The organism is Sutcliffiella horikoshii, from assembly GCF_002157855.1.
Taxonomy (GTDB): domain Bacteria; phylum Bacillota; class Bacilli; order Bacillales; family Bacillaceae_I; genus Sutcliffiella_A; species Sutcliffiella_A horikoshii_C.
Window position 1 is genome coordinate 146,794 of sequence record NZ_CP020880.1, and the last position, 19,381, is coordinate 166,174.

Consider the following 19,381-nt stretch of genomic DNA (forward strand, 5'->3'; position numbering starts at 1 on the left):
TAAGTTAAATATGGCACGCAAAACTAATACACGTAAACGCCGTGTGAAAAAGAATATTGAGCAAGGTATCGCGCATATCCGTTCAACATTCAATAACACAATCGTAACGATTACTGACTCTCACGGAAATGCAATTGGGTGGTCTAGTGCAGGTGCTCTTGGCTTCAGAGGTTCTCGTAAATCTACTCCATTCGCAGCGCAAATGGCAGCTGAAACAGCAGCTAAAGCTTGCATGGAGCACGGTTTAAAAACTCTTGAAGTTACAGTTAAAGGCCCTGGAGCTGGTCGTGAAGCAGCAATCCGTGCTTTACAAGCAGCTGGTCTTGAAGTAACTGCTATCAGAGACGTAACCCCAGTACCTCATAACGGTTGCCGTCCACCAAAACGTCGCCGTGTTTAATTTGTCTGTATAGATTTTGTATACATGTCAATAATGGCTGATGATACAGTTTAAAAATATACAGAGATAATTAAATGTTGTTGTTGTGCACAATCGGGACATACCTATGGGGAATTTCGGTAAGACATTCTATGTCTTTCCGGGGTTTCGACGTTTTGAAGGAGGGTTATGAATGTTAGAAATCGAAAAACCAAAAATCGAAACGGTTGAAATCAGCGATGACGCCAACTATGGTAAATTCGTCGTCGAGCCACTTGAGCGTGGATATGGAACAACTTTGGGTAACTCCTTACGTCGTATTCTTTTATCCTCACTTCCTGGTGCCGCTGTAACATCTATCCAAATAGATGGTGTACTGCATGAGTTCTCAACAATTGAAGGCGTCGTTGAAGATGTTACAACAGTTATTTTGAACGTTAAGAAGCTAGCATTAAAAATCTATTCAGATGATGAGAAGACGTTAGAGATTGATGTTCAAGGAGAAGGAGCTGTAACAGCTGCTGACATTACACATGACAGCGATGTGGAAGTTCTTAACCCTGACCTTCATATCGCAACGTTGGCGAAGGACGCTCACTTGCGTATCCGTTTCACTGCTAAACGCGGTCGCGGGTATGTAACGGCGGACGGAAACAAACGTGAAGATCAACCGATCGGTGTAATTCCGATTGATTCTATTTTCACTCCAGTTTCTCGCGTTTCTTATTATGTTGAAAATACACGTGTAGGCCAAGTCTCTAACTATGACAAGCTTACATTAGATGTATGGACAGATGGTAGTAACGGTCCACAAGAAGCAGTAGCACTTGGGGCAAAGATTTTAACTGAACACTTAAATATATTTGTAGGTCTGACAGATGAAGCGCAAAACGCGGAAATCATGGTAGAAAAAGAAGAAGATCAGAAAGAGAAAGTTCTAGAGATGACTATCGAAGAATTGGATCTATCCGTTCGTTCTTACAACTGCCTGAAGCGTGCTGGCATCAACACTGTTCAAGAACTTGCAAATAAGACAGAAGAAGATATGATGAAAGTTCGCAACTTAGGCCGTAAGTCCTTAGAGGAAGTCAAGCACAAATTAGAAGAGCTTGGTCTTGGCCTGCGTAAAGATGACTAGTTTTTATTCGTAAAACTAGGCATCTTTATGTATTTGAACGTTTCATTACTTTCTACAGAAGGAGGGAACATCAACATGGGTTACAGAAAATTAGGTCGTACTAGCGCACAGCGTAAAGCAATGTTACGTGACTTAACTACTGACTTGATCATCAGTGAGCGCATTGAAACTACAGAAGCACGTGCGAAAGAATTACGTTCTTTAGTAGAAAAAATGATCACTCTTGGTAAGCGTGGTGACTTGCATGCTCGTCGTCAAGCAGCTTCTTACGTTCGTCATGAAGTAGCGAACGCAGAAACTGGTCAAGACGCAGTTCAAAAGTTATTCGCTGATATCGCTCCACGTTATGAAGAGCGTCAAGGTGGATACACTCGTATCATGAAACTTGGACCTCGTCGTGGAGACGGAGCTCCAATGGTTATCATTGAACTTGTATAATATATATTAGATGATAGTGGGTTGAAGAGGAGGCAACGAATCTTTTAACTTGCTATAGTCAGTCATAAATAAGGGCGGACAGTTGTAATGACTGATCTATGCCCTTTATTTTTTTGTCCATTTTATTAGAAGACTGTTTGATACATCGCTGGTGATCTCCGCAAAAGGCTGCGCTTTCCGCGGGGCGACCTTGAGCCTCCTCGGGCTGCGCCCTGCGGGGTCTCAACATTGTCGCTACTCCCCTGCAGGAGTCTACGCCTTTTGCTCCAATCACCAGCTACAAATTTCATTGAATATAGATTTGGAGATCAAGAAGGGGTTAAAGTCTCGACTATCTATGAATTGTAACCAGTAACCCCCGGTTGCTTGGAGTGCAAGGTGTGAGACTCCAGCGGGGGAGAAAAGGTTGGTTGAGACCCCGCAACGATGTGAGGAGGCTCAAGCACCTTCCCGCGGAAAGCGAACACCTGGAACGCAAAGCAACAGGGAGTATATCCTAAACCCTTTGCTTTTACATTTTTGGAGCAGAACAGTACTTATTTTCTTTTTTAGAAGGTTATGTCTATAGTAGAGAGAGTTAGTTAAGCGGAGAAGAGAGGAGTGTATGTTCGATGGCCATCTTAGAAGTGAAGGGTTTGTCCTTCCGCTATGCAAACCAAGAAGAGGATACGTTAAAGAATATTAATCTGAAAGTGGAGCAAGGAGAATGGACAGCGATTGTTGGCCATAACGGCTCCGGCAAGTCCACGTTGGCTAGAATCCTGAACGGCTTACAGCTTCCGACAGAAGGGTCTGTAACAGTTCAAGGAACAGAGTTAACGGAGGAAACCATTTGGGATATTAGAAGACAGGTTGGAATGGTCTTTCAAAATCCTGATAATCAATTCGTAGGTTCGACGGTAGAGGACGATGTTGCGTTTGGTTTAGAAAATATTGGCGTCCCCCGCGAAGAAATGCTTACGCGTGTGGCAGAGGGAATTGAAAAAGTAGGGATGGAATCTTTTTTAACCCAAGAACCACATCAGCTCTCTGGAGGCCAGAAGCAGCGTGTGGCCATTGCTGGCTTAATTGCTTTAAGGCCGTCCATCATTATTTTAGATGAAGCTACAAGTATGCTCGATCCTATCGGACGGAAGGAAGTAATTGACACAATAGAAGAGCTTAGGCAGCAGGTTGGGGTAACGGTAATATCTATTACTCATGACCTGGAAGAGGCAGCGAGGGCAGATCGAATTATAGTGTTAAACGGCGGAGAAGTATACGGCGAGGGAACCCCGGAGGAAGTTTTCCGTATGGGAGACAAGCTTGTGGAGATAGGTCTTGATTTGCCTTTTCCTATCATCTTAGCGAATAAACTGCAAGAGTTGGGCGTGGAGTTTGAAACAGATCCAACTAATAGGGAAAGGCTGATGGATGAGTTATGCAAATTACAATCAAAGATTTAGAACATCGCTATCAGCTGAATACTCCTTTTGAAAGGGTCGCCCTTTTTGATGTGGACATGTTGATTCCTGAGAACTCCTATACCGCCATTATTGGTCATACAGGTTCCGGGAAGTCTACCTTGTTGCAACACCTTAATGGACTGTTACGACCTACAAACGGCAGTATTCAAGTGGGCGACATCACGTTGCACGCTAATAAGAAGGAAAAGAACATCAAGGCATTGCGCAAAAAGGTAGGGATTGTTTTTCAATTTCCTGAGCATCAGCTGTTTGATGAAACGGTGGAGAAGGATGTTTGTTTTGGTCCGCTTAATTTTGGTGTTCCGGAAGAGGAAGCAAAAAGGCGGGCAAGAGAGGCGCTTAAGCTTGTTGGTCTGCCTGATAGATATCTGGAGTCTTCTCCGTTTGATTTAAGTGGCGGCCAGATGCGCCGTGTGGCCATTGCCGGAGTACTTGCGATGCAGCCGGAGGTCCTAGTACTGGACGAGCCCACAGCAGGGCTGGATCCACGAGGACGTAAAGAAATCATGGACCTTTTTTATAAATTGCACAAAGAGCAGAACCTCACCACCATCCTAGTGACCCACAGCATGGAGGATGCGGCAAAGTACGCAGATTCCGTTGTGGTCATGAACAAAGGGACTGTTGGGTTAAAAGGGACACCAAGGGAGATTTTCAGTCAGGCCGAGGAAATTAAGAAGCTTGGATTGGACGTTCCTGAGACGGTTCTGTTTATGAAAGAGCTGGGCTCACGTTTGAATCTAGAATTCAGCGAAGTGTGTCTGACGGTGGAAGAAGTGGCAGAAGCGATTTCCTCCCGCTTGAAAAAGGGGGATGAGGGATTTGAATAACTTGATCATCGGCCGTTATGTGCCGGGAACCTCTCTTATTCACCGGATGGACCCGAGGGCAAAACTGCTGCTTGTCTTTATTTTCGTCATGGTTGTGTTTCTTGCCAATAATGTGTGGGGGTATGCGATACTTGCTGCCTTTACGTTGACGGTTGTGTTGCTTACCAGAATACCAATCCCCTTTATATTAAAAGGACTCAAACCGATTATTTGGATCATTATTTTTACGATGCTATTTCATGTTTTTTTGACGAAAGAAGGAACGGTGCTCTTTGAAGTAGGCTTTATTCAGGTGTACGAAGAAGGCATCATACAGGCTATATTTATATCCTTACGCTTTTTATTCTTGATCACAATCACTACCATCCTTACCTTGACCACTACACCAATTGAGGTGACAGACGGGATGGAGACGTTATTTGGTCCGTTTAAAAAGGTGGGTGTACCTGTCCATGAGCTTGCCCTGATGATGTCAATTTCCTTGCGATTCATCCCGACATTGATGCAGGAGACCGATAAGATCATGAAAGCGCAGAGTGCAAGGGGAGCAGACTTTACTGTAGGGCCTCTGAAGGAGCGTGTAAAGGCGTTGATCCCTTTGCTTGTCCCTTTGTTCATCAGTGCGTTTAAACGCGCTGAGGAGCTTGCTACGGCGATGGAAGCACGCGGATACAAAGGCGGCGAAGGAAGAACGAAATTCCGTTTGCTGGAATGGCAGTTGAAAGATACTTTATTGATGGTAACCTTAGCTGTCCTTACGTTTATCTTAGTTCTTATCCGAACATAATGGAGTTAGATATGATGAATAGATTAAAATGTATCCTAACCTATGACGGCGCGGGGTTTGAAGGCTATCAGATTCAAAAAGAGAAGCGTACAGTCCAGCTGGAAGTCCAGAGGGCTTTATCCCGAATCCATAAGGGGACAGAGGTTAAGGTTTCCGCTTCTGGTCGCACGGATGCAGGTGTTCATGCGGTCGGACAGGTCCTGCACTTTGACTCGCTTCTGGACATTCCGGAGGCTGCCTGGCAGAAGGCGCTGAATGCCCATCTGCCTAAAGATATTTGGGTGAAGAAAGTGGAGTCTGTCTCAGGGGACTTCCACGCGCGTTTTGATGTGGTAAAAAAGGAATATCGTTACAAGGTGAGCCTGGCAAAGGATTTTAATGTATTTGATCGGGATCAGGTGTATCACTATCCGTACCCGTTGGATTTGGAAGCTGTGAAGGAGGCGTGTGGGCATTTTATTGGCGAACACGACTTCACGAGCTTTTGTTCAGCCAAAACAGAGGTAGAGGACAAGGTGAGGATCATTTACTCACTTGATGTGGAGTTGAAAGGCGAGGATCTTGAATTCCAGATTATCGGCAACGGCTTTTTATACAATATGGTCCGGATCATTGTTGGTACTTTACTTGAAATTGGACAAGGTAAAAAATTACCAAGAGATATTTTTTCGATCTTGGAAGCAAGAGATCGGGGAGCGGCAGGAAGAACGGCACCAGCACACGGTTTATACTTATGGAACGTGGTTTATGATGACAACTAATCCTGGTGTAACATCTTCTTGACAATCTCGCGAAAAAGAGATAAGATATCACATGGTATGTATTTTAACCCCACGATCAAGCCCCGGAAGAGTTTCATCGTGATGAATAAAATATATTAAGAAATGAAAAATAAAAGCTTTATTTTTTTTAGGAGGGAAATTTAATGCGTACAACGTTTATGGCGAAAGCTAGCGAAATTAATCGTAAATGGTACGTGGTTGACGCTGAAGGTCAAACTTTAGGTCGTCTTGCAAGTGAAGTTGCATCCATTTTACGTGGTAAACATAAACCAACTTTTACTCCAAACGTAGACACTGGAGATCATGTAATCATTATCAATGCAGAAAAAATCCACTTAACAGGTAACAAGTTGAACGGTAAGATCTACTACCGTCACACAATGCACCCAGGTGGACTTAAACAAAGAACGGCTTTGGAAATGCGTACTAACTATCCTACAAAGATGTTAGAACTAGCAATCAAAGGCATGCTTCCAAAAGGAAGTCTTGGCCGCCAACAAGCTAAAAAATTGAATGTGTATGCTGGAAGCGAGCATCCACACCAAGCACAACAACCTGAAGTTTACGAACTTCGCGGTTAATTAATAAGGAGGGTATAACTTTGGCACAAGTACAATACTACGGCACAGGTCGTCGTAAAAGCTCCGTTGCACGTGTACGTCTAGTTCCTGGTAACGGACAAATCGTGATCAACGATCGTGATATCGAAAACTACATCCCATTCGAAGCTCTACGTAACGTTGTTAAACAACCATTGGCAGTTACTGAAACAGAAGGTAACTACGATGTATTAGTAAACGTTGACGGTGGAGGATACACTGGTCAAGCTGGTGCGATCCGTCACGGAATCGCTCGTGCATTATTGCAAGCTGATCCTGAGTTCCGTGCTACTTTAAAGCGTGCAGGGTTCCTAACTCGTGACGCGCGTATGAAAGAGCGTAAAAAATACGGACTTAAGGGCGCTCGTCGTGCACCTCAGTTCTCAAAACGTTAATCTTCGGATTCCAATATGGAAAACCCCCGACCCTTTGTGGTTGGGGGTTTTTTGGTGTTAAGGCGGACTTGTGAGGGGTGTATTTTGTGCGAGAGGGGTCCTCATAAGGCTGATGAAGACGTGAGAAGGGTGTATTTTGTGTGAGAGCGGTCCTGATACGGCTGATGAAGACGTGAGAAGGCTGTATTTTGTGTGAGAGGGGTCCTGATACGGCTGATGAAGACGTGAGTGGGTTGAATTTTGTGCGAGAGGGGTCCTCATACGGCTGATGAAGACGTGAGTGGGCCGAGATTTGTGCGAGAGAGGTCTTCATACGCCTGATGAAGACATGAGTTGGTTGAATTTTGTGCGAGAGGGGTCCTCATACGGTCGATGAAGACAAGAGTTGGCTATTTTTTGTGCGAGAGGGGTTCTTATACAGCTGATGAAGACGTGTCCGCATTGAGTTCCTTTGAAATTAACGACTAAACACCAAGCCCCCCCTCCATTCTACCTAAGCAGTATTTCACATACAAACCTGGAAACTAAGTAAAAATTAGGAAAAAACAACCAAATCCGCCTGTTCTATATAGTGAATAAAATAGGCACTATGCAACTTAATAAAATTTAGAACTTGCTTTATCATTAGTTCTTAATAAAGAAGAAAAGGAGGTAAGTAGTCATAAAAACAAAGTTATTGGTCACATTTTTGGTCCTGACATGCTTTTTCTTTGCTGGCACTCAAGTTCAAGCTACTAGCTGGCACGGACTTAAAGATTGGATGACAGATAATATCAAAGGCTATCTTGACCATGAAAGCTTCAACAACATCTTTTCAGAACCACTACAAGAAATAGACAACTCCCAACACTCCTTAGAAATAAAAGAGTTCTTCAAGTCCACCACCACCTCAACAAAGAGCAATATACAAAACCACCAAGCAGATTACATACAACAGCTCACACAAGCGAAAACACAATTAAAACAGAATACACTGGACAGCTATTACGATGAACGCCAATCGAAGCTGGACGAAGAATTGACCCAGGAACTTGAGCAATATCTCGCAGAATTATTAGATGAAAATAATAAACCTTAAAGGAGAGATATAGGATGACGTGGAAAAAGAAATTAGTAGCAGGTACAGTAGCGGTAGGTTTAGTGTCTGGAGTGGGTATGACGTTTGCAAGTGCAAGTGAAGGATCGCCATTGAGACAATGGTATGACGGATTATTCGGCAGTACACAGCAATCGATTTTGGCAGATAATGAAGCGGCAGCTAGTGAGGCATTTGCAGACTGGGCAGCAAGTACCGAACAACTTAAAGTTGGTGCCGGCATGCAAATCAATGACAAAATGGTAGCAGAACTCACAAGGGCCAGCACGGAAATTATGAGTGCGAAAGAGGAGCATATTGCTTCACTGGACGAAGAAAAAGCAGCGTTGCTTGCAAACATGAACTACGAAGTGTATCAACATATTTTCCTTGAAGGTTATTTTGCAATTCAGAACCAAGGAAATGAAGCAATGGGTACTGTCGAGGAAAGCTTCCAGAATTACACGAGTGAAACAGGACAAGCTGCAGTTAATGAAATGACACAAGAGTTGACCTCCGCAAAAGATTCCGCGGTTACCGAATTGGAAGATGCGATTGCACAGGCTAAAGAAGAACTGTCCGTACAGCTTGCGATGGAAGAACAGGTAAGCAGACATAATCTGGAGCGGCAGATCACATACAAGTTGAGCGACCTGCGTGAAGCATTGACAACTATCATCAATGAACTGGTGAGTGAACAGCAAAGTATCATCACAGCGAAGGCTTTAGAATTGGAAGAAGAGGCAAAAGCAAGTCTTGATGAAGTAATGGAAAGCATTAATGACTAATAAGCGCCAGCAGAGACTGTTTATAGTGACGATGATGGTCTTGGCACTTCTTTTTACAGCAGAATGGAAAACGGCCTATGCCAGTTCCAATATTAAAACTTTGCTCACAAGTTGGTTTGAAGGGAAGCAACAGGAATCCATTCAAGCTTTGGAAGAAGAGATCCTGACAGAAAAAGAAGCACAAATGGCGATTCTAAAAGAAGAAATCGCCGTTTCATTAAATCAGGCTAATAAGGAGCTTGCCAATTTTACTTCTATAGAAGCAGAAAAAAGCAAAGAGGAACTCAAAAGCTATACGGAGAACCTTATCCAATCCATCCTAATAGATGAGGAAGGTCAGCAGGAGCAGTTTATGAATGAACTGGGGAAAATTATGGAGGAAGCGTATTTGAAGATAGAACAAGCCCGTGAAGATGCGCTTCACCAAACAGAATAGTCCTTTCGCCTGCGCCTGGTTGTGCAGGTTTTTTTTCAATTCCATACTTGGAAAAACGTACTCATTCTTTACACGCATGAAAGCCCTCGCCCATTAGGAAACTAATCGGGAAAGGGTGTGAAAGAAATGACTGTAGTAACAACCTTTAAGGAAAAGCGCAGGGAAAAGCAAATGAAATACGAGCGCAAGATGCTGCGTGAAATATCACTCGAGGTTTTACGAACAAAGGTGAAGGATTGTTTCTCGCCATACTTAAAAAACAAAAAACAGGTAACTGCCATAGAAGAGGGCTGTCTAGATGTAGCAATCGAAGCTTATCTTTTAGGTGCTTCATATAGCAAGTTTGGGTATTATGGTGAAAATGCAGCGCAGGTGAAAACGCGCTGCCATTTGGAAGAGAAATATTTGATTGATACCTTATACGATTATTTCTTGTACTGGGGTTCCATCGGTGATAATGATATGGTTCATGAATCTTTTTATATGACATGCGACGCCTTTGTTGATTACTGGTGGCGCGAAGGCTTCCATAAAGGTGAAAAAAGGTACCGCATGAGGTTGCACTAATTATCATAAACTTCCCCCTTGTCCCATATAGTGTAAAGAGTGGACATGCGGGAGGGATACATATGCAAAGGTGGAAATTCTGGGCTTTTCTAACGGTAATCTTAACGGTGACCGCTGTTTTTCAATATCAATTATTTTCAAAGGATACATGGGAGCAGTGGAGTCTGCCGTTAAGCGGAAAGATTATCATCCTTGATCCTGGCCACGGTGGACCTGATGGAGGGGCGGTCGGCGGCGATGTTTTAGAAAAAGATGTGGCGCTAGAAGTTTCCCGTTATGTGAAAGATTACCTTCAGGAGCAAGGGGCTTTGGTATTGATGACTAGAGAAGAGGACATTGACCTTGCCGATCCTGCAACAAAAGGCTATAGCCGCAGAAAGGTAGAGGATTTGCGTAAACGGATTGAGTTGATTAATGAATCCGACGGAGACCTTTTTCTCAGCATTCACCTGAACGCCATCCCGTCACCAAGATGGAGAGGGGCACAAACCTTCTACCATGGGACGAAACACAAGGAAAATGAACGATTGGCAAAATTTATCCAAGAAGAGTTCAGGGTCAACTTGGAAAACACAGACCGTTATGCAAAATCAATGAATACTCTTTTCATCTTGAAAAATGCCGAAATACCGGGTGCTTTAGTAGAAGTGGGCTTTCTGTCCAATCCCTCCGAACGGGCTTTATTGAATACTGAAGAATACCAAAAATCCCTAGCAGCTTCCATCTATAACGGAGTGATGCGTCATTATACAAATGAACAAGAGCTTCCAGATCCTCCTGAGTAACAAAAAGGGGGATTTTTTATAGGCACATATCGATAAATTCAAGCGGTCTGTATGTTATACTAAAATTGTAAACGAATTCAATTCTGAAAATAGACTATTATCACATAAGGGTGGGGTCACAGTGTTAACAGAAGCTAAAGTAGTACAGTTATTAAAAGATCTACATGATCCGTTTTTACATAGAACATTTGAAGAAACAAACGCGATACAAGAAATCTCCATCAAAGAAGAAAAGAATCATGTCAGTGTGAAGGTGGCGCTTGCCAAGACTGGTACGGCAGAGCAAATGCAATTGCAAAGTACCATCGTTAATCTTTTAAAAGAAGCGGGGGCGGCAACGGTTGGCCTTCGTTTCATGGAACTTCCGCAAGAAGTAGTCGCGCGTTTTGGCGTGGAGGCTCCTAAAGAGGAAGAAACACTTCTATCAAGCAACAAAACAACCTTCCTGGCTATTGCATCCGGAAAAGGTGGCGTTGGAAAATCAACTGTATCTGTCAACTTGGCGGTTTCATTGGCGCGTTTAGGGAAAAAAGTCGGCTTAATTGATGCAGACATTTATGGCTTTAGCGTGCCTGATATGATGGGCATTACGAAACGTCCGGTCGTGCGCGGGGAAAAGATCATCCCGGTGGAACGTTTTGGGGTACAAGTAATCTCCATGGGCTTTTTCGTAGAGGACAACTCACCGGTTATTTGGAGAGGTCCGATGCTTGGCAAAATGTTGAACAGCTTCTTTAATGAAGTGGAGTGGGGAGACTTAGACTACCTGCTGCTAGACTTGCCTCCAGGAACAGGGGATGTGGCGCTAGATGTGCATTCCATGCTTCCGTCCTGTAAAGAATTAATCGTAACGACTCCTCATCCGACAGCAGCATTCGTTGCAGCTAGAGCTGGGGCAATGGCGATTAAAACGGACCATGAAGTAATTGGGGTCATTGAAAACATGGCCTACTTTGAAAGCAAGAAGACGGGTGAAAAAGAGTATGTATTTGGAAAAGGTGGAGGAGACAAGCTTGCAGAAGAGTTGCAGGCACCGCTTCTTGGACAACTTCCATTACAACAACCGGACTGGAATGACGATGACTTTGCACCGTCCATCTACCAAGAAGAACATGATCTTGGGAAAATCTATTTAAGCATTGCATCAAAAGTGGTGGAATTAACGTAAAGCAAAACAAGCAGACCCTTATAATTTTTGGGTCTGCTTGTTTTTTATCCACCTTCTGAACCGCCGCCGGATTCCTGTCCACCTTCCGAGCCGCCACCTTCTTCACCTTGCCCACCGCCACCTTGTCCTTCCCCGCCTTGCATTTCAGAAGCGGCTTTTAACAATAGGTCTTGTAGTTTGGCTTTAAACAACGGACTCTCGAAAGTTTCAGTGATCACTTGTTGAAGATGTTTCTTATATTCTTGTCCGCTCATGACGGTTATCATTTGCTTTTCCATCTCAGGGTCTTGCAGAATTTGCACCATCATAGCTTGATATTCAGGGTCCTTCATTAAATCTTTAATAAGTTTCTCATGCTCTTTTTGCATGCTCTTTGCAAAAGTCTCGGCAAACTTAGGATCTTCAAACGCCTTTTTCCAAAATTCCGCGCCTTTCTCGCTATCCAATGTTTGCTCGATCGATTTTGTCACCACTTCCTGATCCAAAACAAAGTTAGCCTTCATCTTATCGTCAGCCATGATTTCTTCAATCGCTTTTTTTCCATCGTCTGTCTTTAATATATCAACAACCATTTTTTTGGTTTCGTCATAATCCATTTGACCGCCTTTTTCATTCTCTGCACAACCAGTAAGAAGGAGGGAAAGAAGGAGAAGCGGTAAAAGGTAGCTTTTCATTAAGAAAACTCCTCCCAACATGTTATTTCATACGATTAATATGTGACAAAATTAATCAAATATACAAATTTGCAGGGTAGGGATGATGGATTTTTATTGGTTACATTGGTAAAATGGTAACTAGTGTCTTTAATCTGTGTTAAATGGAGGAAAAGAAAGTGAACAGTCGTAATTGGGTTCGATTATTTCTTTCCACGCTGCTAGTCGGAGCGGTAACTACCGTTATTGTTGCGTTCATAGTCCGCTGGGATCAACATACAGCACAATTTGCAAATGGAGAATACCTTCAATTCCTATCCATTATTGCCTGGTACATAGGAGTAGGTTTGATATTCAGCATCATCAGTCAAATGGGGTTCTTCGCTTATTTAACGATTCATCGATTCGGCTTGGGAATATTCAAATCCCTTTGGAGTGCCGTACAATTAGTGCTTATCATTTTCGTACTATTTGATCTTGTGTATTTCCGTTATATATCATTTGCAAATGAAGGAGATTCCTTACTTCCTTATTTCGCATTTCCGATTTTTCTTTTGGTATACGGGTTGCTCGTAGCCTATGTGAAAAAGGCGCAGACCAATAAACACGCATTTATTCCTGCGTTGTTCTTTATGGTGGTGGTAACAACTATCGAGTGGTTCCCAGCACTTAGGGAAAATGAACCAGGGTGGCTGTTATTCATGCTGTTCCCTTTATTAGCATGTAATTCCTATCAGTTATTATTATTGCACCGGTTGAATAAAACCTCTGCAGCAAAATAAGAAAACGGCGCTTCTCCGATTGGGAGAGGAGCCGTTTTTTTAATGGGAGTTATTGAACTTCCTTGCTTTTGGCTTTAGTGTTGTTGATCAGTTCCGTGACGCTACTTATTTCGTACCCTTTGTCTTTGATATACCGAATAATCTCTGGTAAAGCGTCCTCGGTTTGTTTGGCAGAATCAGACGCATGAAGAAGAACGATATCCCCATTGCTCAAATTCTTTGTCACATTATCCACGATAATTTCCTTCCCAGGATTAATCAGGTCGTGAGAATCGATACTCCAATGCACCACAGTAAACCCGAGTGAATTGGCAATCTCAAGTACACGTTTATCAAAAGCACCTTTAGGCGGGCGAAGCAAATTGACCTTCTTGACCTCTAGCTTCTCGAATACATCCAAGGCCTTTAAGATGTCTCTCTTCACTTTCAAGTCTTCAAGGTCCCGGTAATTCTCATACGCATACCCCATGCTCCCGATTTCATGCCCATCTTCCACAATACGTTTCACGATATCCGGATGCCTCTCCGCCCATGAGGCAGATAAGAAGAATGTCACACCAGTTACGCTATTTTGTTTCAATAAATCCAAGATGGGAAGAGCTTTCTCATCCCCCCAGCTAATATCAAAGGACAAAGCAACCTCCTTGTTATTGCCTTCCCCTTTATAGATTGCCCGGGGTCCATCTTTGGTTGAAAACACCGGCTGATTGGAGAAGTTCTCTATATATAAAATCCCTGCAGTGAAGAATGCCGCCAAAATGATGATGGATAATTGCTTAAGCTTTCTTCCGTTAATAACATAGAAATTAGTCATGCTTAGCCCCCTTGTCCACAGTATCTACTCTCATAAATATTCAATAGGACAAATCTTATGCAAAAAATATTTAGGAAAATGTTTCATAAAAACCGGTTTGGTGGAAAAAATACACTATAAAGTATTTTTTCGAGGTGAAGAAATGTTAGGGATGCTGTTAAACAATAAAGAAGTGAAAGAAATGGAATACTTGTTAAGAAGAGAACTTGAAGAACTCTTACATGATTTTGATGATCATCGCATCGATAGAGTAGTTAAGCATGCCATGGAAGAACGCTATCAAATTCTCTACAAAATGTTCACCCGTATTGCTCCACCAACAGAGTGTATGAAATATATCCGATCCAAAGCCGTCTTTAGAGAAAGGGAATTCTATTAAAGCTACACGTGATCAGCCGCAGAAATTGCGGCTTCTTATTTGCTCATCCAACACTTGTATAGAAGAAGAAAGTACGTCACGAAAACAAATTGAAAAAACTTTTTAAAAGTAGTTGACGGTAAAAGAAAAACCGTGGTATATTATTATTCGTCGCTGCGAGATACATAAACGCTTGCAAGACAAAAACAAAAAACATATTGACATCAACTGAGCCAATGTGTTACATTAGTAAAGTCGCTTCTGAGCGACAAAGTGATTGAAATGATCTTTGAAAACTAAACAAAACAACAGCGTCATAACGTCGGTTCTACGGAACACGACAAATGATTTTTTAGTAACACAAGCTAGCAAATTTTGAGCAAAAGCTCAGACTCTTTATTGGAGAGTTTGATCCTGGCTCAGGACGAACGCTGGCGGCGTGCCTAATACATGCAAGTCGAGCGGACCTTTTAAAAGCTTGCTTTTGAAAGGTCAGCGGCGGACGGGTGAGTAACACGTGGGCAACCTGCCTGTAAGACTGGGATAACTTCGGGAAACCGGAGCTAATACCGGATAATATAAGGAACCTCCTGGTTCTTTATTGAAAGATGGTTTCGGCTATCACTTACAGATGGGCCCGCGGCGCATTAGCTAGTTGGTGAGGTAATGGCTCACCAAGGCGACGATGCGTAGCCGACCTGAGAGGGTGATCGGCCACACTGGGACTGAGACACGGCCCAGACTCCTACGGGAGGCAGCAGTAGGGAATCTTCCACAATGGACGAAAGTCTGATGGAGCAACGCCGCGTGAGCGATGAAGGCCTTCGGGTCGTAAAGCTCTGTTGTTAGGGAAGAACAAGTGCGAGAGTAACTGCTCGCACCTTGACGGTACCTAACCAGAAAGCCACGGCTAACTACGTGCCAGCAGCCGCGGTAATACGTAGGTGGCAAGCGTTGTCCGGAATTATTGGGCGTAAAGCGCGCGCAGGTGGTCCTTTAAGTCTGATGTGAAAGCCCACGGCTCAACCGTGGAGGGTCATTGGAAACTGGGGGACTTGAGTGCAGAAGAGGAAAGTGGAATTCCAAGTGTAGCGGTGAAATGCGTAGAGATTTGGAGGAACACCAGTGGCGAAGGCGACTTTCTGGTCTGTAACTGACACTGAGGCGCGAAAGCGTGGGGAGCAAACAGGATTAGATACCCTGGTAGTCCACGCCGTAAACGATGAGTGCTAAGTGTTAGAGGGTTTCCGCCCTTTAGTGCTGCAGCTAACGCATTAAGCACTCCGCCTGGGGAGTACGGTCGCAAGACTGAAACTCAAAGGAATTGACGGGGGCCCGCACAAGCGGTGGAGCATGTGGTTTAATTCGAAGCAACGCGAAGAACCTTACCAGGTCTTGACATCCTCTGACACTCCTAGAGATAGGACGTTCCCCTTCGGGGGACAGAGTGACAGGTGGTGCATGGTTGTCGTCAGCTCGTGTCGTGAGATGTTGGGTTAAGTCCCGCAACGAGCGCAACCCTTGATCTTAGTTGCCAGCATTCAGTTGGGCACTCTAAGGTGACTGCCGGTGACAAACCGGAGGAAGGTGGGGATGACGTCAAATCATCATGCCCCTTATGACCTGGGCTACACACGTGCTACAATGGACGGTACAAAGGGCAGCAAAACCGCGAGGTCGAGCCAATCCCATAAAACCGTTCTCAGTTCGGATTGCAGGCTGCAACTCGCCTGCATGAAGCCGGAATCGCTAGTAATCGCGGATCAGCATGCCGCGGTGAATACGTTCCCGGGCCTTGTACACACCGCCCGTCACACCACGAGAGTTTGTAACACCCGAAGTCGGTGGGGTAACCTTTTGGAGCCAGCCGCCTAAGGTGGGACAGATGATTGGGGTGAAGTCGTAACAAGGTAGCCGTATCGGAAGATGCGGCTGGATCACCTCCTTTCTAAGGAATGTACGCTTGTTGTTTTGTTTAGTTTTGAGAGAGCATTCTCTCAATGTAGATAAATCTTCGGATTTATCCTTAGACAATTCTTACGAATTGTCCTTGTTGTTCCTTGAAAACTAGATAATGTAACTAATATCAAGATATTCACAGAATATCGTTCATCTTAGTAATTTTCTTTATAGATATCATCGCTGATATCGACACATGACCATATTGGTCAACGGTTAAGTTATTAAGGGCGCACGGTGGATGCCTTGGCACTAGGAGCCGATGAAGGACGGGACTAACACCGATATGCTTCGGGGAGCTGTAAGTAAGCTTTGATCCGGAGATTTCCGAATGGGGAAACCCACTGCTCGTAATGGAGCAGTATCCTTATCTGAATACATAGGGTATGGAAGGCAGACCCGGGGAACTGAAACATCTTAGTACCCGGAGGAAGAGAAAGCAAATGCGATTTCCTGAGTAGCGGCGAGCGAAACGGAATTAGCCCAAACCAAGAGGCTTGCCTCTTGGGGTTGTAGGACACTCAACATGGAGTTACAAAGGAACGGGGTAAATGAAGCGATCTGGAAAGGTCCGTCATAGAAGGTAAAAACCCTGTAGTTGAAACTTCGTTCCCTCCTGAGTGGATCCTGAGTACGGCGGGACACGAGAAATCCCGTCGGAAGCAGGGAGGACCATCTCCCAAGGCTAAATACTCCCTAGTGACCGATAGTGAACCAGTACCGTGAGGGAAAGGTGAAAAGCACCCCGGAAGGGGAGTGAAATAGATCCTGAAACCGTGTGCCTACAAGTAGTTAGAGCCCGTTAATGGGTGATAGCGTGCCTTTTGTAGAATGAACCGGCGAGTTACGATTACGTGCAAGGTTAAGTCGATGAGACGGAGCCGTAGCGAAAGCGAGTCTGAATAGGGCGCATGAGTACGTGGTCGTAGACCCGAAACCAGGTGATCTACCCATGTCCAGGGTGAAGTTCAGGTAACACTGAATGGAGGCCCGAACCGACTCACGTTGAAAAGTGAGCGGATGAGGTGTGGGTAGGGGTGAAATGCCAATCGAACCTGGAGATAGCTGGTTCTCTCCGAAATAGCTTTAGGGCTAGCCTCATGTGTTAGAGTCTTGGAGGTAGAGCACTGATTGGACTAGGGGTCCTCATCGGATTACCGAATTCAGTCAAACTCCGAATGCCAAAGACTTATCCATGGGAGTCAGACTGCGAGTGATAAGATCCGTAGTCAAGAGGGAAACAGCCCAGACCGCCAGCTAAGGTCCCCAAGTATACGTTAAGTGGAAAAGGATGTGGAGTTGCTTAGACAACCAGGATGTTGGCTTAGAAGCAGCCACCATTTAAAGAGTGCGTAATAGCTCACTGGTCGAGTGACTCTGCGCCGAAAATGTACCGGGGCTAAACGTATCACCGAAGCTGCGGACTGTTCTTACGAACAGTGGTAGGAGAGCGTTCTAAGGGCGTTGAAGCTAGACCGTAAGGACTGGTGGAGCGCTTAGAAGTGAGAATGCCGGTATGAGTAGCGAAAGAAGGGTGAGAATCCCTTCCACCGAATGCCTAAGGTTTCCTGAGGAAGGCTCGTCCGCTCAGGGTTAGTCGGGACCTAAGCCGAGGCCGAAAGGCGTAGGCGATGGATAACAGGTTGATATTCCTGTACCACCTCCACTCCGCTTGAGCAATGGGGGGACGCAGAAGGATAGGGTAAGCGCGCTGTTGGATATGCGCGTCTAAGCAGTAAGGCTGAGAAGTAGGCAAATCCGCTTCTCATTAAGGCTGAGCTGTGATAGCGAGGGAAATATAGTACCGAAGTTCCTGATTTCACACTGCCAAGAAAAGCCTCTAGCGAGGAGTATGGTGCCCGTACCGCAAACCGACACAGGTAGGCGAGGAGAGAATCCTAAGGTGAGCGAGAGAACTCTGGTTAAGGAACTCGGCAAAATGACCCCGTAACTTCGGGAGAAGGGGTGCTCTGTTAGGGTGTTAAAGCCCGAGAGAGCCGCAGTGAATAGGCCCAGGCGACTGTTTAGCAAAAACACAGGTCTCTGCGAAGCCGTAAGGCGAAGTATAGGGGCTGACGCCTGCCCGGTGCTGGAAGGTTAAGGGGAGAGGTTAGCGCAAGCGAAGCTTTGAACCGAAGCCCCAGTAAACGGCGGCCGTAACTATAACGGTCCTAAGGTAGCGAAATTCCTTGTCGGGTAAGTTCCGACCCGCACGAAAGGCGTAACGATCTGGGCACTGTCTCAACCAGAGACTCGGTGAAATTATAGTACCTGTGAAGATGCAGGTTACCCGCGACAGGACGGAAAGACCCCGTGGAGCTTTACTGTAGCCTGATATTGAATTTTGGTACAGCTTGTACAGAATAGGTAGGAGCCTGAGAAGCCGGAGCGCTAGCTTCGGTGGAGGCGTCGGTGGGATACTACCCTGGCTGTATTGAAATTCTAACCCGCAGCCCTTATCGGGCTGGGAGACAGTGTCAGGTGGGCAGTTTGACTGGGGCGGTCGCCTCCTAAAGAGTAACGGAGGCGCCCAAAGGTTCCCTCAGAATGGTTGGAAATCATTCGCAGAGTGTAAAGGCACAAGGGAGCTTGACTGCGAGACCTACAAGTCGAGCAGGGACGAAAGTCGGGCTTAGTGATCCGGTGGTTCCGCATGGAAGGGCCATCGCTCAACGGATAAAAGCTACCCCGGGGATAACAGGCTTATCTCCCCCAAGAGTCCACATCGACGGGGAGGTTTGGCACCTCGATGTCGGCTCATCGCATCCTGGGGCTGTAGTCGGTCCCAAGGGTTGGGCTGTTCGCCCATTAAAGCGGTACGCGAGCTGGGTTCAGAACGTCGTGAGACAGTTCGGTCCCTATCCGTCGTGGGCGCAGGAAATTTGAGAGGAGCTGTCCTTAGTACGAGAGGACCGGGATGGACGCACCGCTGGTGTACCAGTTGTCTTGCCAAAGGCATAGCTGGGTAGCTACGTGCGGACGGGATAAGTGCTGAAAGCATCTAAGCATGAAGCCCCCCTCAAGATGAGATTTCCTTTTGCTTCGGCAAGTAAGATCCCTGAAAGATGATCAGGTAGATAGGTTCGAGGTGGAAGCGTGGCGACACGTGCAGCTGACGAATACTAATCGATCGAGGACTTAACCCAATAAGTATTGAAATAAGTGAACGATATGAATATCTT

General features: G+C 45.0%; 19 protein-coding genes and 2 rRNA genes. 19 read left to right on the forward strand and 2 right to left on the reverse strand.

Going from position 1 to position 19,381, the window contains the following annotated elements; translation table 11 throughout:
* Positions 1-10: 10 nt before the first annotated feature.
* The 15 genes from rpsK to B4U37_RS00860 all read left to right on the forward strand — a co-directional run bounded on the left by rpsK (position 11) and on the right by B4U37_RS00860 (position 11,633).
* Positions 11-400: a 30S ribosomal protein S11 gene (gene rpsK, locus B4U37_RS00790; protein ID WP_010191537.1), complete on the forward strand. Its 390-nt coding sequence runs from the start codon at positions 11-13 to the stop codon at positions 398-400.
* 172 nt (positions 401-572) lie between these two features.
* Entirely contained in the window at positions 573-1,517 is a 945-nt protein-coding gene (locus B4U37_RS00795) for a DNA-directed RNA polymerase subunit alpha (protein ID WP_010191539.1), read from the forward strand.
* Positions 1,518-1,592: 75 nt separating this feature from the next.
* A complete protein-coding gene (gene rplQ / locus B4U37_RS00800; protein ID WP_010191541.1) occupies positions 1,593-1,955 on the forward strand; it encodes a 50S ribosomal protein L17 in 363 nt (120 codons plus the stop codon).
* Between the two features lie 611 nt (positions 1,956-2,566).
* Complete coding sequence (locus tag B4U37_RS00805; protein ID WP_088016686.1) at positions 2,567-3,400, forward strand: energy-coupling factor ABC transporter ATP-binding protein; 834 nt, start codon at positions 2,567-2,569, stop codon at positions 3,398-3,400.
* Positions 3,376-4,251, forward strand: coding sequence for an energy-coupling factor ABC transporter ATP-binding protein (locus tag B4U37_RS00810; protein ID WP_088016687.1), 876 nt, complete (start codon positions 3,376-3,378; stop codon positions 4,249-4,251). Before B4U37_RS00805 ends, B4U37_RS00810 begins: the two co-directional genes overlap by 25 nt.
* The gene (locus B4U37_RS00815; protein WP_187443918.1) at positions 4,235-5,038 is read left to right on the forward strand and encodes an energy-coupling factor transporter transmembrane component T family protein; all 804 of its coding nucleotides are present in this window, start codon (positions 4,235-4,237) and stop codon (positions 5,036-5,038) included. Before B4U37_RS00810 ends, B4U37_RS00815 begins: the two co-directional genes overlap by 17 nt.
* 14 nt (positions 5,039-5,052) lie before the next feature.
* The gene (gene truA / locus B4U37_RS00820) at positions 5,053-5,799 is read left to right on the forward strand and encodes a tRNA pseudouridine(38-40) synthase TruA (protein WP_342746503.1); all 747 of its coding nucleotides are present in this window, start codon (positions 5,053-5,055) and stop codon (positions 5,797-5,799) included.
* 164 nt (positions 5,800-5,963) lie between these two features.
* Complete coding sequence (gene rplM, locus B4U37_RS00825; RefSeq protein WP_010191550.1) at positions 5,964-6,401, forward strand: 50S ribosomal protein L13; 438 nt, start codon at positions 5,964-5,966, stop codon at positions 6,399-6,401.
* Between the two features lie 20 nt (positions 6,402-6,421).
* Positions 6,422-6,814, forward strand: coding sequence for a 30S ribosomal protein S9 (gene rpsI / locus B4U37_RS00830; RefSeq protein ID WP_010191551.1), 393 nt, complete (start codon positions 6,422-6,424; stop codon positions 6,812-6,814).
* A gap of 676 nt (positions 6,815-7,490) precedes the next feature.
* Positions 7,491-7,892 (forward strand): hypothetical protein, encoded by a 402-nt coding sequence (locus tag B4U37_RS00835; RefSeq protein WP_088016690.1) that lies wholly within the window; start codon positions 7,491-7,493, stop codon positions 7,890-7,892.
* 14 nt (positions 7,893-7,906) lie between these two features.
* Positions 7,907-8,677, forward strand: coding sequence for a hypothetical protein (locus B4U37_RS00840; protein ID WP_088016691.1), 771 nt, complete (start codon positions 7,907-7,909; stop codon positions 8,675-8,677).
* Entirely contained in the window at positions 8,670-9,113 is a 444-nt protein-coding gene (locus B4U37_RS00845) for a hypothetical protein (protein ID WP_088016692.1), read from the forward strand. The genes B4U37_RS00840 and B4U37_RS00845 overlap by 8 nt, the downstream gene beginning before the upstream one ends.
* 126 nt (positions 9,114-9,239) lie before the next feature.
* A complete protein-coding gene (locus tag B4U37_RS00850; RefSeq protein WP_088016693.1) occupies positions 9,240-9,680 on the forward strand; it encodes a YbaK family protein in 441 nt (146 codons plus the stop codon).
* Positions 9,681-9,742: 62 nt separating this feature from the next.
* Positions 9,743-10,465, forward strand: a complete 723-nt coding sequence (cwlD, locus tag B4U37_RS00855) for an N-acetylmuramoyl-L-alanine amidase CwlD (RefSeq protein ID WP_088016694.1) — start codon at positions 9,743-9,745, stop codon at positions 10,463-10,465.
* Between the two features lie 121 nt (positions 10,466-10,586).
* A complete protein-coding gene (locus B4U37_RS00860) occupies positions 10,587-11,633 on the forward strand; it encodes an Mrp/NBP35 family ATP-binding protein (protein ID WP_088016695.1) in 1,047 nt (348 codons plus the stop codon).
* Positions 11,634-11,677: 44 nt separating this feature from the next.
* Here B4U37_RS00860 and gerD read toward each other — a convergent pair whose 3' ends face one another.
* Entirely contained in the window at positions 11,678-12,307 is a 630-nt protein-coding gene (gene gerD / locus B4U37_RS00865) for a spore germination lipoprotein GerD (protein ID WP_088016696.1), read from the reverse strand.
* A gap of 158 nt (positions 12,308-12,465) precedes the next feature.
* On the opposite strand from gerD, the gene B4U37_RS00870 reads away from it, so the two are divergent.
* Positions 12,466-13,068 (forward strand): KinB-signaling pathway activation protein, encoded by a 603-nt coding sequence (locus B4U37_RS00870; RefSeq protein ID WP_088016697.1) that lies wholly within the window; start codon positions 12,466-12,468, stop codon positions 13,066-13,068.
* Between the two features lie 49 nt (positions 13,069-13,117).
* Here B4U37_RS00870 and pdaB read toward each other — a convergent pair whose 3' ends face one another.
* Positions 13,118-13,882 (reverse strand): polysaccharide deacetylase family sporulation protein PdaB, encoded by a 765-nt coding sequence (gene pdaB, locus B4U37_RS00875; protein ID WP_088016698.1) that lies wholly within the window; start codon positions 13,880-13,882, stop codon positions 13,118-13,120.
* A gap of 142 nt (positions 13,883-14,024) precedes the next feature.
* Here pdaB and B4U37_RS00880 point away from each other — a divergent pair, with 142 nt between their 5' ends.
* The 3 genes from B4U37_RS00880 (at position 14,025) to B4U37_RS00890 (ending at position 19,345) form a co-directional block, all read left to right on the forward strand.
* A complete protein-coding gene (locus tag B4U37_RS00880; protein WP_088020072.1) occupies positions 14,025-14,261 on the forward strand; it encodes a hypothetical protein in 237 nt (78 codons plus the stop codon).
* A gap of 375 nt (positions 14,262-14,636) precedes the next feature.
* Positions 14,637-16,188: ribosomal RNA gene (locus B4U37_RS00885) — 16S ribosomal RNA — on the forward strand.
* Positions 16,189-16,413: 225 nt separating this feature from the next.
* Positions 16,414-19,345, forward strand: a 23S ribosomal RNA gene (locus B4U37_RS00890).
* The 16S and 23S rRNA genes sit together here, the layout of an rRNA operon.
* Positions 19,346-19,381: the final 36 nt, after the last annotated feature.

Coding starts and splice junctions, on each gene's coding strand:
- rpsK (WP_010191537.1), top strand. CDS start 11: ATGGCACGCAAAACTAATACACGTAAACGCCGTGTGAAAAAGAATATT.
- B4U37_RS00795 (WP_010191539.1), top strand. CDS start 573: ATGTTAGAAATCGAAAAACCAAAAATCGAAACGGTTGAAATCAGCGAT.
- rplQ (WP_010191541.1), top strand. CDS start 1,593: ATGGGTTACAGAAAATTAGGTCGTACTAGCGCACAGCGTAAAGCAATG.
- B4U37_RS00805 (WP_088016686.1), top strand. CDS start 2,567: ATGGCCATCTTAGAAGTGAAGGGTTTGTCCTTCCGCTATGCAAACCAA.
- B4U37_RS00810 (WP_088016687.1), top strand. CDS start 3,376: ATGCAAATTACAATCAAAGATTTAGAACATCGCTATCAGCTGAATACT.
- B4U37_RS00815 (WP_187443918.1), top strand. CDS start 4,235: ATGAGGGATTTGAATAACTTGATCATCGGCCGTTATGTGCCGGGAACC.
- truA (WP_342746503.1), top strand. CDS start 5,053: ATGAATAGATTAAAATGTATCCTAACCTATGACGGCGCGGGGTTTGAA.
- rplM (WP_010191550.1), top strand. CDS start 5,964: ATGCGTACAACGTTTATGGCGAAAGCTAGCGAAATTAATCGTAAATGG.
- B4U37_RS00840 (WP_088016691.1), top strand. CDS start 7,907: ATGACGTGGAAAAAGAAATTAGTAGCAGGTACAGTAGCGGTAGGTTTA.
- B4U37_RS00845 (WP_088016692.1), top strand. CDS start 8,670: ATGACTAATAAGCGCCAGCAGAGACTGTTTATAGTGACGATGATGGTC.
- B4U37_RS00850 (WP_088016693.1), top strand. CDS start 9,240: ATGACTGTAGTAACAACCTTTAAGGAAAAGCGCAGGGAAAAGCAAATG.
- cwlD (WP_088016694.1), top strand. CDS start 9,743: ATGCAAAGGTGGAAATTCTGGGCTTTTCTAACGGTAATCTTAACGGTG.
- gerD (WP_088016696.1), bottom strand. CDS start 12,307: ATGAAAAGCTACCTTTTACCGCTTCTCCTTCTTTCCCTCCTTCTTACT.
- pdaB (WP_088016698.1), bottom strand. CDS start 13,882: ATGACTAATTTCTATGTTATTAACGGAAGAAAGCTTAAGCAATTATCC.
- B4U37_RS00880 (WP_088020072.1), top strand. CDS start 14,025: ATGTTAGGGATGCTGTTAAACAATAAAGAAGTGAAAGAAATGGAATAC.